This window comes from Planotetraspora phitsanulokensis (assembly GCF_016863295.1).
GTDB lineage: Bacteria > Actinomycetota > Actinomycetes > Streptosporangiales > Streptosporangiaceae > Planotetraspora > Planotetraspora phitsanulokensis.
The window spans coordinates 376852-389724 of record NZ_BOOP01000009.1 but is presented as its reverse complement, the minus strand read 5'-3'; the positions used below and the strand labels follow the sequence as shown (position 1 = coordinate 389724).

The following is a 12873-nucleotide window of genomic DNA, read 5'->3' as shown; positions in this document are numbered from 1 at the left end:
GGACAGTGACCTTTGTCCCTAAGCTTGCGTGGTGACCCTCGACTCGCGACTCCCCGGCCGGCGCCCATGATCTTGATGGGAATCTCGATCGCCCTCATCGGAGCCTTGGGCTACGCCCTCGGCGCCGCGATCCAGCAGCGCGAGGCGGTCAGCGCGGGCGCCACGCTCAAGCTGGTGAGGCGGCCGCGCTGGTGGATCGGCGGCGTCATCGGCTTCACGGGCGCGTCCCTCCACGCGCTCGCACTCAGCATCGCGCCGCTCGTCGTCGTGCAGCCGGTGAGCGTGGCGACGCTCGTGTTCGCCGTCCCGCTCGCGGCGTGGCTCCACGGCAGGCGGCCGCACCGGGCCGAGATCATCGGCTCGGTCGCGGTCGCGGCGGGGCTGCTCGGCCTGATGTTGCTCGTCCCGGCTCACAACGTGACGCCGGTGTTGTCGAACCGGGCCGCCATCGGGCTGATCGCGACCGTCGGGGCGATCGTCGCGGTCACGTTCCTGATCGCACGCTGGCTGCGCGGCCCCTTCAAGGCGCTGCTGATGGCGATCGGCGCCGGTTCGGTCACCGCGACGGTGTCCACGTTCGTCCGGGTCGTGGGCGGCGGGCTCGGCGGCGACCTCACCCGGCTGCTCACCTGGTTCACCCTCGCGATCCCGGTGCTGCTGGTCTGCGCCGTGGTGCTGCTGCAGAAGTCGTACGCCGTGGGCTACTTCGGCATCGCCTACGCCGGGGTCCAGGTGGTGGACCCCATCACCTCGGTGACGGCCGGAGCCGTGCTGCTCGGTGAGTCGCTCCCGACGGGGGCGGAGAACGTGATCCCCGCCCTGGCGGCGGCCACCGTCCTCATAGCAGGGACCATAACCCTGGGCCGGATGGCGCCCGATCACACCCAGGCCGTTCCGGAAGCGGCCACAGGAGCGATCCCCGAAGCAGGGCCCGGCGCGGTCGAGGCGACCCGGCTCCGTCCGGTGGTTCGTGCTGATTGACCGATTCCGTGTCTCCGGTCTTCCCGGAGACACCTGTCGTTCTCCTGGAAGAATGCGCCGTTCACCTCGGTGGCCACGCTTCACAGCGGCAACATCGGGCGGCCACCGTTCCAGCCCTCGAGATTAACCATCGCAGGCGAGCCTGCGGCTGCCCGGCAAATCGCGATCAGTACTCCCGCTAAGTCTGAGAGGCCGACCGATGGGCGGCCGGGGTTTGCCGGGCTTCAGGCCCTGGGTCCGTCCTATCTGTGGTGGTTGGTTATGAATGGTGTACGTGCAAGCCGGCGACGACGCGCACGCAACCTGACCGTGCTCGCTGTCGCGCAACTCGCCTTCGGAGCCATGGCCACGCTGGGAGCCATGGCCGCGAGCGCGTCGGACATTCCCACAGCCAGAACGGTGACGGGCGGCACACTCACTTGGGCGGTGAGCGACGTGCTCAGTCAGCCGGGAGACGGGTCCGCCGCCGACAAGGCGAAGATCGAGGTCGCCGGCGGCGCGGCAAGGCTCTCCGACGGCGCTGTGCGCTTTACCGCGGAGGGCGGCGCGTTCGATCCCGCCACCGGGCGCGCGGTGGTGACCTATACGGGCTCCGTGACCCTCACTGTCGCGCATCGGACCGTGTCCGTCGCCGCCCCGCGGATTCTCGTCGACGGCGAGAGGTCCGTGCTCCAAGCGACCGTCGCCGCAGCGGCTTCCGGCGCCCGAACCCTGGAGCCGACGGGCACGTCCGACGCCGTGACCGATGTGGCGAGACTGGGCCCGCCCCGGCCGCAGGTCGGGTCGCGGTCGGTGAGCTGGACCGGAATGACGGCGACATTGACAGAGGAGGCGGCGAAGGCTCTGGTGCCGCTCGTCACCTCGGGTTCGCTCAAGCCCGTCTCGCTCGACATCACCGTCAGCGAGCACGCCGATCCCGCCGCCCAGCGTGAGCTGGCCCTCGCGCTGGCCGCGGAGAGCCCCACCCCGAGCGCGTCGGCGAGCTCCAGCGGGTCGCCGTCGGCTTCGCCATCGACGTCGCCATCGACGTCGCCGTGCCCGTCGCCGAGCGCGTCGAGCAGCGCGACTCCGTCGAGCAGCACGACTCCGTCGGAGAGCGCGACTCCGAGTACCTCACCGAGTGAGAGCGCGACTCCGAGTACCTCACCGAGCTCGAGCGCCACGCCGAGTACCTCACCGAGTGAGAGCGCGACTCCGAGTACCTCACCGAGTGAGAGCGCGACTCCGAGCACCACACCGAGCTCGAGCGCCACGCCGAGCACCACACCGAGTGAGAGCCCGTCCGCCACTCCCTCGGAGTCCCCCTGCGCCTCGCCGTCCGCGAGCCCGTCGGAGAGCCCGTCGGAGACCCCCACCGACGGCGGGCCCTCCACGACGTACACCACCGTCGCGGCCTCCGGCTCCAACACGCTCGCCAAGACCGGTGACGATTCCATCGTTCCTCTCACGATGGCGGGCGTCGCCCTCATCGTGGGCGGGGTGTTCACCCTGAGAATCGCCCGTCGCGGCGGCTACGTCGCGGACGACTTCTGATCGTGCTCATCGACCGGCCCGCTACGACCGGCGTGGTGGACGACGAGTTCTGGGAGCCGTCCTGGCGACCGGTCGTCCGTGGCGTCGGCGAGATCCTGATCACCCTGGGCCTGATCGTCTGTCTCTTCGCCGCCTACGAGTTCTACGGCAGGTCGTGGCGCATCGAGGCGGCGCAGGACCAGGTGGACACCGTGCTCGACCGGCAGTGGCAGGAACCCGGCTCCGCCGCACCGGTGGCGGGGCAGCCGATCGCGCGCGTTCACATCCCGAAGCTGAATCGCAAGTGGGCGGTCATGGAGGGCGTCACCACCGACGACCTGCGCAAGGGGCCAGGCCACTACCCCGGTACGGCAAGGCCCGGTCAGGTCGGCAACATGGCGATCGCGGGACACCGGATCCCCTCGGTGTTCTGGGACATCGACCGGCTGCGTGACGGAGACGCCATCGTGGCGGAGACCAAGACGGGCTGGTACGTCTATCGGGTGGTGGGCCGGCGCAAGGTGTTGCCCACGCAGGTCGAGGTCATCGATCCCGATCCCTTCCACCCGGGCGGGCGGCCACGGACGGCGATGCTGACGCTGACCACCTGTAACCCGAAGCTGCAGAACTGGCAGCGGCTGGTGGTCTTCGCGGAGCTCGATCGCACGCAGGCGAGATCGCAGGGCCGTCCGGCGGAGCTGAAGGAGGCACCGTGATCTACCCGTGGATCTGGGCGAGGCTGCCCGGGAGGTTCCTGGGCAAGCTGGCGACCGCGGTGCTTCTCGTGGTCGTCGTGCTCGCCGTGTTGTGGTTCGCCGTGTTCCCGATGGCCGAGGCCGTTCTGGGGCTCGACGAGGTCACCGTCGGCCCGTGACCGGCCCGTGACCGGCCCGGCGAGCCGTCCGAGGACAGGAGAGGATGGGACCGGAGCGGTCACCGGTCCCGTCGCGAGCCGGCGAGCACCCGGTGGTAGAGCGCCTCGGTCATGTCCGCGGCCACGTCCCAGGAATAGCGCCTGAGCACGTCCTCGCCTCGAATCCGCCCGTGCTCCGCCTCATGGTCGAGATTCGCCAGGACCTGCGTCAGCACCTCGCGGAGGTGGCGCTCGTCGCCCTGGTCGAACAGCCGGCCACCTGGTCCCTCCTCCGCGATGACCTCGCGGTGACAGCCGAGGGAGCTGGCGATCGTCGGCAGGCCGTACGACGCCGCTTCCAGGAGCGCGAGCGGCAGTCCCTCCAGGTATGAGGGTTGCACGTAGACGGCCGCGTGGCGGTAGAGGGAGGCCAGCTCCTCACCGTAGACGTAACCGAGCATGTGGACCCGGGGGTCGGCCGCCGCGAGGTCGTGCAGGTTCGAGACGTAGTCGTCGGTGAACGACGATCCGCCCGTGATCGCGAGCCGGATGTCGCCGGGCACGCCGCTGAACGCCTTGATGAGGACATCTACGGCCTTCTCGGGCACGAGCCGTCCCACGAACAGCACGTACCGTCCAGGGCGCAGTCCGCGATCCAGCACGGGACGGGGAGAGATCGTGGGCGCCGGTCGCTCGACCCCGTTCGCGATGTAGACGGTGAGGCGGTCGCGAGCGGCCACGTACTCCTCGCTTATCTCACGAGAGACGCCGATCACCGCGTCGGGGACGCGCTCGCTCAGCCATCGCGCGCTGCGTAGGACGGCCTTGGCGGTGCCGCCCCATTTCTGGCGGCGGTCGTCGCGCCCGTGGATGGTCTGCACGACCCGGGCCCCGGAGAGATAGCGGGGGAGCGGGGCGCACAGGCCCGGGCCGAGCGCGTGGTAGTGGACGATGTCGTGTCCCGCTCCCACGGCGGCCATCGTCGAGACCAGGCTGTGGGCGAGCGCGTCGAGATGCTTGGTGCCCACCGTGGGCATATGGCGCAGCCGCATGCCGTCCAGGGCGTCTCGGCGCTCGGGCACATAGTTGTCGCGGCAGTAGACGGTGACCTGGTGGCCCCGGGCGGCGAGCCGCCGGCCCAGGTGGGCGACGTGATGCTCGACACCGCCGAACGTGGCCGGCAGACCACGCTGGCCGATCATGGCGATGCGGAGCGGCCGGTGATCGGCGGCGACTGGGGAATATGCGATGGACCCTGACGTGTCGGCGACGGGCATGCCCGAACCCCTCATATAAGGAAACGAGTAAGGCGTCTCTGGCCTGGACGCTAGGGAATGCGACAGGGCACGAAAAGGGGGAATTGGGGTATTTCCGTGCTCTTCACCATCGGTTAGCTCCTTCGACCGCTCCGATGCGCACCGCTGGAGAGAGCTCCCGGCCATTTACTCGACGTTCATATGTGAGACCGCTTTTAGTAGATCAACATGTCATAAAGCGGCTATAAAGACGCCTGCTCGCATCGGCCGTGAGCTGGGTATGCGGGGCCCAGGGATGCGTGTCGGCGCAACATGCACTTAACGCGCGAAAAGTCAAGGCGAACTGTCCCTGTTAATGCTTTTTGTCGCTTTTGTGTGGCATACCTTGTTCTCTAGGGAGGCAGGAAACTTTTCGTCGCCTGTCAGTTGCCTCCAGGTATCCGGCGGTTCGCCTAATTGAGACTGCTAAAACCTGACATATGGCGCTATAAAAGGCTGTCTGTCAGGAGGGAGCGAGCGTGATCCGGGGGGCTACGGCCTTATTCGTGATCCTGGCCGTCTTATGTGGCGCCGGCTGTGTCGCCGATCCTGGACGGATCGGTTCCGCCGCCTCCGCCCCCACGAAGGCGCCTGCCAAGGTTCTCCCCGAGCAGCCGTTCGGCCTGAAGTGGGACGGCTATCGCCATCCGCCGACCGCTGACGACCCGGTGATCGAGGAGTACGGCGGCGGCGCGACCTTCCACGAGATCGTCTGGTGTGCGGTCGAGCCGCGGCAGGGGGAGCGGAACTGGTGGCTCGACGACCGCGTCGTGACCGACCTGCTCTCCTACGGCTACCGCGTGATGCTGCGTATCCGCGTCGGCGCCTGCTGGGCGAGCGGACAGCCGACGGCCCGGCGCCCGAGGATGGCCGTCTCCTTCCCGCCCGTGGACACGGCGGCCTACCAGTCCTTCGTCCGTGACCTCGTGGCCAGGTACGCGCCCCTGGGCGTGCACCTCTACGGCATAGAGAACGAGATCGACGCCAACAACATGTGGGGTGTCGACCCTCTCGCCTACCGGGAGGTGGGCCGTGCCGGGGCGCAGGCCGTACGGCAGGCGGACGTGCAGGCCCGAGTCCTCGACGTGGGGCTGACAAGCGCGAGTTACGGGATCGCGGTCTCGAAGGCCCTCCTCGACGCGGGCCGGGCCGATCAGGCTCTCACCTTCTACCGGGACTTCTACGCGGGGCGTGGGGACGGCGGGTTTCCGCCGGCGACCACCGCCGACGAGTTGCGCGCGGCCTTCGCGCTGCCACGGGCCCAGCGCGCCCTCGCCGCACACGCCGCGAACCTGGAGCTCGACCAGGCCGGGGTCTTCGACATCTTCCAGTTGCATTACTACGCGGGCTGGGCGGCGGCGGCCGACGTGATCGACTACATCCGCGGCAGAGTGCCGGCCGGCATGCCCATCGAGGCATGGGAACTGGGCTTCTACTGGCCGGGCGCGGACTACGATCCCGTGCGCCACGGGGTCGAGACCGCCAAACTGCTCGCCGTGCTCCTCGCCCGCGGAGTCGATCGCCTCGTCTACCTGCCGCTCGATTACAGCCCTGACAGCGCGGTCGTCGCGACCGAGCACTGGCGGGGGTTGTTCGGCGACGACGGCGCGGCCCGCCCCGCCAAGACCGTCCTCGAGGAATTCAGGAAGCACTTCGCGACGGGGACCTGGCGTCCGGTGACGCGCCAGGGCCTGAACGGTGGCATCGCCGGCCAGGGGGCCACGACGACGCTGGTGCTCTGGAGCGCCGGCGGGAGCCCGATATCGCTGCCCAGACCGGCGGGCGCGTCCTCGATCACCGTCACGACGTTGCCCGACGGCCGGTCGCGGGACTGGACGAGCGGGACGCTCGACGTGGGCGCCGATCCCCTCATCGTCTCGGTCCCGGCCTCGGCCGGCCTCGGATGGCTGGAGGCGGCGTGATCCCGCACACCGCTTCGGGCAGCCGTGTCCGCATTTCCCTCGAAAGAGGACTGGTCCTCGTCAGCGTCCCCGCGATCGGGCTGGCCATCTACAGCGGGATCAGTTTCGCCTCCGGGGCGTCCCGTACGGCCGTGGTCCTGCCGATCGCGCTGGCGATGGCCTTCGCGCTGGTCGTCGTGGCCATCACGCGGTTCACCCTGTTCCTGATCATCGTCCTGGCGATCCGGGCGAGCCTGGACGCGACCAAGCTCGCCGCCGTCGGCGACACGGTCGACGACGGCGGCGCCCGGTCGGCGTCCAGCCTGTTCGACCCCTCCTCGATGCTGGGCGCGCTGTTCATCGGCGCGGGCCTGGTCTGGCTCATCGTGCAGGGACGCAGGCCGGCCGCGGCCAGGCCGCACCCCGCGTTGCCCCTCGCGGTCGCGGCCTTCTTCGGAGCCTCGCTGCTCAGCCTGCTCGGTTCCCGGGCCCCCGCGGTGAGCGCGGGCGAAGTGTTGCGCATCGGCGCCTTCATCATCATGATCCTGGTGGTCGAACGGCTCGTGTCCGACGACCGGAGCCGTACCGTCCCGATTCTCGTCGCGGTGTTTGCCTCCGCGGTGATCCCGATTCTGGTGACGATCTATCAGGTCGTCACCGGCAACGGACTGGTGGATCTCGACGGCCTGCTACGGCCCGTCGGCACCTTCTGGCATCCCAACTCGCTCGGCGACTTCTGCTACACGCTCCTGACGATGGGTGTGGCCTTGTTGTGGCATGTGCCCGGGCGGGCCAGGATCGCGCTCTTCGTGCTGGTCGCCGGCCTCGGCGCCGCTCTGCTCGCGACCGGTTCGCGTGGCGCGTGGATCTCCGCGCTCGTCGGTGTGGTCGTCGTGGGGCTGCTCCAGGACCGCCGTGTCCTCTACGCGCTCGGCGTCGTCGTCGTGGGTGTGCTCGTGGCGGTCCCGTCGGTGCTGAACCGGTTCTCCGACCTGTCGCAGTCGTACACGGCGGGAGGCCGTGAGGCCAACTCCCTCGTGTGGCGCATCGACCACTGGGGCGAGGCACTCGGACTCCTGCCGGGGAATCCGGTCACCGGAACCGGCCTCGGGACCACCCGCCTTCTCCTCTACAAGGAGATGCACAACGACTACGTGCGGGCGCTCGTCGAGTCGGGGGTCGTCGGCCTGCTGGCGTACGTCGGCCTGCTGACCGCGTTGTTCCTGTCCGCGCGGCGCGCGGTGCGAGCCACGAGCCCCCGGCACGGGGCGCCCGCGGTGAACCTGGACCGGGGGATCGCGGTGGGTGGCGTCGCCTGCGTGGCCGCCCTCGCGGTGTCGTCGCTGACCGACAACACGATGACCGCCGTCGCGGTCATGTGGTACCAGGCGGTGTTCGCCGGGCTGGCCCTTCGCATAGGGGCGCCCGGGAGGGAGACAGAGTGAAGGTCCTGCACGTCAACAAGTTCCTCTACCGGCGGGGTGGGGCGGAGGCGTACATGCTGGACCTCGCTGAGATGCAGGTGAAGGCGGGCAAGGAGGTCGCCTTCTTCGCGATGCGCCATCCGGACAACATCACCTCGGAGTACGAGGGGCACTTCCCGCGGCATCTGGAGATGAACCCGATGCCGAAGAACCCGATCGCGATGGCCAGGGGAGCCGGCCGGATGTTGTGGTCGACGAGCGCCAGACGCGGGATGGCCCGGGTCATCGAGGAGTTCGCACCCGACGTCGCCCACCTGCACAACGTCTACCACCAGCTCTCACCCTCCGTGGTGGCCGCGCTGCGGGACGCGGGCGTCCCCGTGGTCATGACGCTGCATGACTACAAGCTGGCCTGCCCGACCTACAGTTTCCTCGACCACGGCAAGGTCTGTACGGCATGTGTGGACGGCGACCTGCGTGAGGCGGTGCGGCGCAGGTGCAAGGACGACTCGCTCGGGGCGAGCGCGATGCTCGCGGCCGAGACCTGGCTGCACCGCCGGTACGGCGCCTACGACGCGGTGAACGTCTTCATCAGCCCGAGCAAGTTCCTGTCCGGGCAGCTGACCCGGGCCGGGATCTACCCGGACCGGTTGCGCGTGCTGAGCAACTTCGCCGGCCCCAGCGGGGTGACGCCGAAGTCGAAGCCGGGCGGCCCCCTGGTCTGCGTGGGACGGCTGCACGAGACCAAGGGCGTGGACACGGCGATCCGCGCGATGGGGTTGCTCGGCGCCGACTCGCGGCTCGTCGTCGCCGGCGACGGACCGGAGCGGGCGAACCTGGAACGGCTGGCCGAGCAGGTCGCGCCCGGCCGGGTGCGGTTCCTGGGCCGGATATCGCGGCAGGAGGTCCTCGACCTCCTGGTCTCCGCCACGGCGCTGCTGGTCCCCTCCCGCTGGTACGAGAACCAGCCGATGACGATCCTCGAGGCCTACTCGTGCGGAGTGCCGGTGATCGGCACCTCACTCGGCGGGGTCTCCGAGCTGGTCATCGACGGCGCGACCGGGCGGCTGATCCCGCCTGACGAGCCCATGGAACTGGCGTCGGCGGCGCTCGCGCTGCTGCGCGACCCGGAGCGGAGCCTGGCGATGGGCAAGTCGGCACGCGCGATGGCGAACTCCCGGTACTCACCGGAGAGCCACCTGAGGGCGGTCGGGGAGATCTATGCCGAGGCCCGCCGCGTCAGGGAGACCCAGACGACATGACATCCAAGGGAGTGGACATGGCAGTGGCCGACGAAACTCGCCCTGACCTGGGAAGACGGATGCGGGAGGTCCTCATCGGCCGGCCCGGCTCGCTGAACACCCGTCTCAGGACGCGGCGGATGGGGATGTTGCTGGAGCGTTTCCCGGATCTGGAGCGGATGGAGGTCATCGACCTCGGCGGCACCGTGCGCACGTGGACCCGCGCCCCCAAACGGCCGAAGCACGTCCACCTGATCAATTTCGAGCCGCCGGTGGACGAGGTTCCCGACTGGGTGACGGTGGAACTGGGCGACGCCTGCGACCTGCCCGGTCACCTGAGGGATCGCCGGTTCGACCTGGTCTTCTCCAACTCGGTGATGGAGCATGTCGGCGGGCACGAGATGCGCAGGAGGTTCGCCGACTCCGTCCACCGGCTGTCGGACCGGCACTGGGTGCAGGTCCCCTACCTCTACTTCCCGATCGAGCCGCACTGGGTGTTCCCGATGTTCCAGTTCCTGCCGCTTCCGCTGCAGACCGCCTTCGCCACCAGGTGGCCGCTGTCGTGGGGGACACGGCCGCGGACCCGGGCGGAGGCGCTGCCCATGGTGCTGGAGATCGAACTGCTGAGCCGTACGCAGATGAGACACTACTTTCCGGACTCCACGCTGCTCGCCGAGCGTTTCGCCGGATTCACCAAGTCGCTCATCGCCTGCCGTACGGACTGAGCCGGCCAGGCGTCACGGAGTCGAGACCGGCACCGGCACCTGGTCGCTCTGGGGCATGATCTCCACGACGCCTGCCGGATCGTCCGACTTCCCGATCCGGTAGGCGTACGACCCGGCCGTGTCGAAGATGTGGGTGTAGGCACCGCCCGGCGGGATGTCGCCCGAGGGCTTGCTGCCGTCGATGAGCCTGACGGAGATGGTCTTGGCGGTGTCGTTGCGCCACGAGATCGTCTCCCCGGTGCCCGCGATGAGCTGCCGGGGCACCGGGCCCTCGCCGGTGATGCTGACCAGGCTTCCGGCGGCCATCTCGTCGGACGGCGCCGCGGGCAGCGGGGAAGAGGTCACCGCGCGGGTCCGCTGCTGAGTGGGCGCCTGGTCCACCTCGCCGACCGCGCATCCGGTCACAGCGAGAATGCCGCTCATCGCCACCGTCATTGTGATCAGCATTCGTCTCATGGGACGGCACTATCCGGTCGGGAAATGCCGTCCGCCCATCCGTGAAGTGCTTTTCCGGTAAACGAACCGGAAAGTAATGGAACGGTGTTGCAACTCCATCGATACCCATATTTATCGCCGTACGTTCTCATGGCGGACATGTGGGGTTAGTTGGCTGCGGGCCGGGTCCCGATGATGATCCTCGAGGTGTCGCGACGTACTCTCCCGGCCCTCGCGAGGAAGGTCTCCTGTTTTCGCGGGGGTGTTTTTTCGCAGTACCAATTCGCTGTCCAACAGGATTGAGGATTCATGTCCGGCGAAATCCACCAGAAGAAGCCGCGTCTTGGCCGTACGGGCAAGCGCGTAGCCGCGGTGCTCACGCTGATCGCCGCGATCTGCGCGTTCGCCCTCCCCGCCTCGGCGCTGCCCCCGTTCTCCGACGGCAAATTCAACTTCACCATGACCGGCGCCGGGTCGGACACGACCTATTTCGCCATGCAGGACCTGGACAAGCTGTTCAACCAGTCGCCCGGTTGCAACCTCACCGTGCCGCCGGCGACCCCGCAGTGGACCTGCCTGGCCGACACCGCCACGACCGTCACCACTGAGAACTACGACCACGAGATGGCGGTCGAGCACTTCCCGCAGGGCTCGGGTGCGGGCCTGCGCATGCTGTGCCAGGAGAACGACGGCCTGACCGGCACCATCTTCTACAGCTACGCGCGGTCCTCCTCGGCGCCCGCCAGCATCCCCAACGAGTGCAAGAACGCCCAGGACCCGCTGACCTACGTCGGCTGGGCCAAGGACGCCGTCGCCGTCCCGCGGTGGAAGGGTGGCGCCTCCGACGGTGTCGCCAACCTGACCCTCGCCCAGCTGAAGGAGATCTTCCTGGGTACGGGCCCCGGCGGCTGCAACCGCAACTGGAGCGAGTTCGGCGGCGGTAACGCTGCGATCATCGTCAACGGCATCCAGACCAGCTCCGGCACCTACTCGGCGTGGCAGTCGTTCCTCGGCGGCGACCCGAACACCTGTGTCACCGCCACCGGCGGCCAGGTGCTGTTCGAGAACAACTGTGTTCCGATCAACAACCTGTCCCAGGCCGACCGCGGCCGCTCGATCTGGGCCCTGTCGTACGGCAAGTACGTCACCGGTGAGGCGAACTGCAGCAGCACCGACACCGCGCTCATCAGCGTGGGCGGCATCGCGCCGACCGCCACCACCATCCAGAACGGCACCTACCAGTTCAACCGGACGCTGTTCAACGTCGTCCGCCGCAACGGCCCGCCGTGGATCGCCGGCTACGTCGGCCCCGCCGGCTGGCTGTGCAAGCCCAACGCCCTCCACAGCAAGCCGGTCGGCGACCCCAACCCGGGCATCGAGAACGCCAACGTCGACCGTAACTGGGGTGTCGCCATCGACCAGGCGATCACCGCGAACGGCTTCGTGAAGGTCAACCCGACCGGCAACAAGTGCACCACCTTCGACGTCAACTGACGTAGGGGGCGGGTCGCGACATCAGTTCCGGGCCGGGCTCTCGTGAGCCCGGCCCGGTTCCGCCGTATCGGCGGACCCCTGGCCGCCACAGGCCGGTCGGGGTCCGGCGCACGTTCCATCGAAGGAGAGCCTCGTGCTCGGTTTCATCGTCGGCACCGGACGTTGCGGCTCGACCCTCGTTCACGAGGTGGTGGCCCGGCATCCCGACGTGGGGTTCGTCTCCAACGTCGACGACCGGTACGCGCGCTGCCCGCGTTGGATCCGCCGGCGCAGCGGCGCCATCTACCGCAGGGTGCCGCCGCGACTGACCACCAAGGGGCGCCTGCGCTACGCGCCGTCCGAGGCCTACACCGCGCTCGCGCGCGAGGTCTCACCCCTGCTCGTGGACCCGTTCCGCGATCTGCTCGCCGGCGACGTGACTCCCTGGCTCGCCGAGCGCACCAGGGCCTTCTTCGAGCGCCGGGCCGCCGACGAGGGCGCCCCCGCCTACGTCCACAAGCTCACCGGCTGGCCGCGCACGGGTTTCCTCAGCGAGGTCTTCCCGCAGGCCCGCTACGTCCACATCGTGCGTGACGGCCGCGCGGTGGCGAACTCGTGGCTGCAGATGCCCTGGTGGCGCGGCCACCTCGGCCCGGCGGGCTGGCACTTCGGGCCGCTGCCCGAGCCGTACGAGAAGGAGTGGCACGCCGCCGGGCGCTCCCAGGCCCACCTCGCGGGGATCGCATGGAAGCACCTGATCGACGCCTACGCCACGGCCCGTGAGGCGCTGCCGGACGACGCGTGGCTCGAGATCCGCTACGAGGACGTCGTCGCGAGCCCGCGCAAGCACTTCGAGGTGATCCTCGAGTTCCTCGGCCTCGCCTGGACACCGGGTTTCGAGCGCGGCTTCGCCCGATACTCCTTCTCCGGGGGCAGAGCCGACGCCTTCCGCCGTGACCTCGCTCCCGATCAGGTCGCCCTGCTCGATCGCAGCCTCGCCGACCAGCTGCGTCGGCTGGGCTACGAGGGCTGA

At 69.1% G+C, this 12873-nt stretch carries 12 protein-coding genes; 10 read left to right on the top strand and 2 right to left on the bottom strand.

Annotated elements, in window-relative coordinates:
* The first annotated feature begins 75 nt into the window (after positions 1-75).
* The 4 genes from Pph01_RS13710 (at position 76) to Pph01_RS13695 (ending at position 3367) form a co-directional block, all read left to right on the top strand.
* Positions 76-981 (top strand): DMT family transporter, encoded by a 906-nt coding sequence (locus Pph01_RS13710; protein WP_239116671.1) that lies wholly within the window; start codon positions 76-78, stop codon positions 979-981.
* Between the two features lie 261 nt (positions 982-1242).
* On the top strand, positions 1243-2514 hold the full coding sequence (locus tag Pph01_RS43685; RefSeq protein WP_204073429.1) for an HtaA domain-containing protein: 1272 nt from the start codon (positions 1243-1245) through the stop codon (positions 2512-2514).
* A 2-nt stretch (positions 2515-2516) separates the two neighbouring features.
* Positions 2517-3209 (top strand): class E sortase, encoded by a 693-nt coding sequence (locus Pph01_RS13700; protein WP_204073428.1) that lies wholly within the window; start codon positions 2517-2519, stop codon positions 3207-3209.
* Entirely contained in the window at positions 3206-3367 is a 162-nt protein-coding gene (locus tag Pph01_RS13695; RefSeq protein ID WP_204073485.1) for a hypothetical protein, read from the top strand. The genes Pph01_RS13700 and Pph01_RS13695 overlap by 4 nt, the downstream gene beginning before the upstream one ends.
* Before the next feature lie 59 nt (positions 3368-3426).
* Here Pph01_RS13695 and Pph01_RS13690 read toward each other — a convergent pair whose 3' ends face one another.
* The gene (locus Pph01_RS13690) at positions 3427-4623 is read right to left on the bottom strand and encodes a glycosyltransferase family 4 protein (RefSeq protein WP_204073427.1); all 1197 of its coding nucleotides are present in this window, start codon (positions 4621-4623) and stop codon (positions 3427-3429) included.
* Positions 4624-5120: 497 nt separating this feature from the next.
* Between Pph01_RS13690 and Pph01_RS13685 the strand changes: the two genes are divergently transcribed.
* Genes Pph01_RS13685 through Pph01_RS13670 form a run of 4 tightly spaced genes read left to right on the top strand, consistent with a single transcriptional unit; the run spans position 5121 to position 9932 of the window.
* Positions 5121-6563 (top strand): hypothetical protein, encoded by a 1443-nt coding sequence (locus tag Pph01_RS13685; protein WP_204073426.1) that lies wholly within the window; start codon positions 5121-5123, stop codon positions 6561-6563.
* Positions 6560-7987: an O-antigen ligase family protein gene (locus Pph01_RS13680; protein WP_204073425.1), complete on the top strand. Its 1428-nt coding sequence runs from the start codon at positions 6560-6562 to the stop codon at positions 7985-7987. Before Pph01_RS13685 ends, Pph01_RS13680 begins: the two co-directional genes overlap by 4 nt.
* Complete coding sequence (locus Pph01_RS13675) at positions 7984-9228, top strand: glycosyltransferase (protein WP_204073424.1); 1245 nt, start codon at positions 7984-7986, stop codon at positions 9226-9228. The genes Pph01_RS13680 and Pph01_RS13675 overlap by 4 nt, the downstream gene beginning before the upstream one ends.
* Positions 9229-9245: 17 nt before the next feature.
* A complete protein-coding gene (locus Pph01_RS13670; protein WP_204073423.1) occupies positions 9246-9932 on the top strand; it encodes an SAM-dependent methyltransferase in 687 nt (228 codons plus the stop codon).
* Positions 9933-9944: 12 nt separating this feature from the next.
* Here the strand turns inward: Pph01_RS13670 and Pph01_RS13665 are convergent, their stop codons facing one another.
* The gene (locus Pph01_RS13665) at positions 9945-10379 is read right to left on the bottom strand and encodes a cupredoxin domain-containing protein (RefSeq protein WP_204073422.1); all 435 of its coding nucleotides are present in this window, start codon (positions 10377-10379) and stop codon (positions 9945-9947) included.
* Positions 10380-10676: 297 nt separating this feature from the next.
* On the opposite strand from Pph01_RS13665, the gene Pph01_RS13660 reads away from it, so the two are divergent.
* A complete protein-coding gene (locus Pph01_RS13660; protein ID WP_204073421.1) occupies positions 10677-11861 on the top strand; it encodes a substrate-binding domain-containing protein in 1185 nt (394 codons plus the stop codon).
* 133 nt (positions 11862-11994) lie between these two features.
* Positions 11995-12873 (top strand): sulfotransferase family protein, encoded by an 879-nt coding sequence (locus tag Pph01_RS13655; protein WP_204073420.1) that lies wholly within the window; start codon positions 11995-11997, stop codon positions 12871-12873.

Bases quoted from the DNA above. Each gene is read 5' to 3' on its own strand.
- Pph01_RS13710 (WP_239116671.1), top strand. From the start codon at position 76: ATGGGAATCTCGATCGCCCTCATCGGAGCCTTGGGCTACGCCCTCGGC.
- Pph01_RS43685 (WP_204073429.1), top strand. From the start codon at position 1,243: ATGAATGGTGTACGTGCAAGCCGGCGACGACGCGCACGCAACCTGACC.
- Pph01_RS13690 (WP_204073427.1), bottom strand. From the start codon at position 4,623: ATGCCCGTCGCCGACACGTCAGGGTCCATCGCATATTCCCCAGTCGCC.
- Pph01_RS13670 (WP_204073423.1), top strand. From the start codon at position 9,246: ATGGCAGTGGCCGACGAAACTCGCCCTGACCTGGGAAGACGGATGCGG.
- Pph01_RS13665 (WP_204073422.1), bottom strand. From the start codon at position 10,379: ATGCTGATCACAATGACGGTGGCGATGAGCGGCATTCTCGCTGTGACC.
- Pph01_RS13660 (WP_204073421.1), top strand. From the start codon at position 10,677: ATGTCCGGCGAAATCCACCAGAAGAAGCCGCGTCTTGGCCGTACGGGC.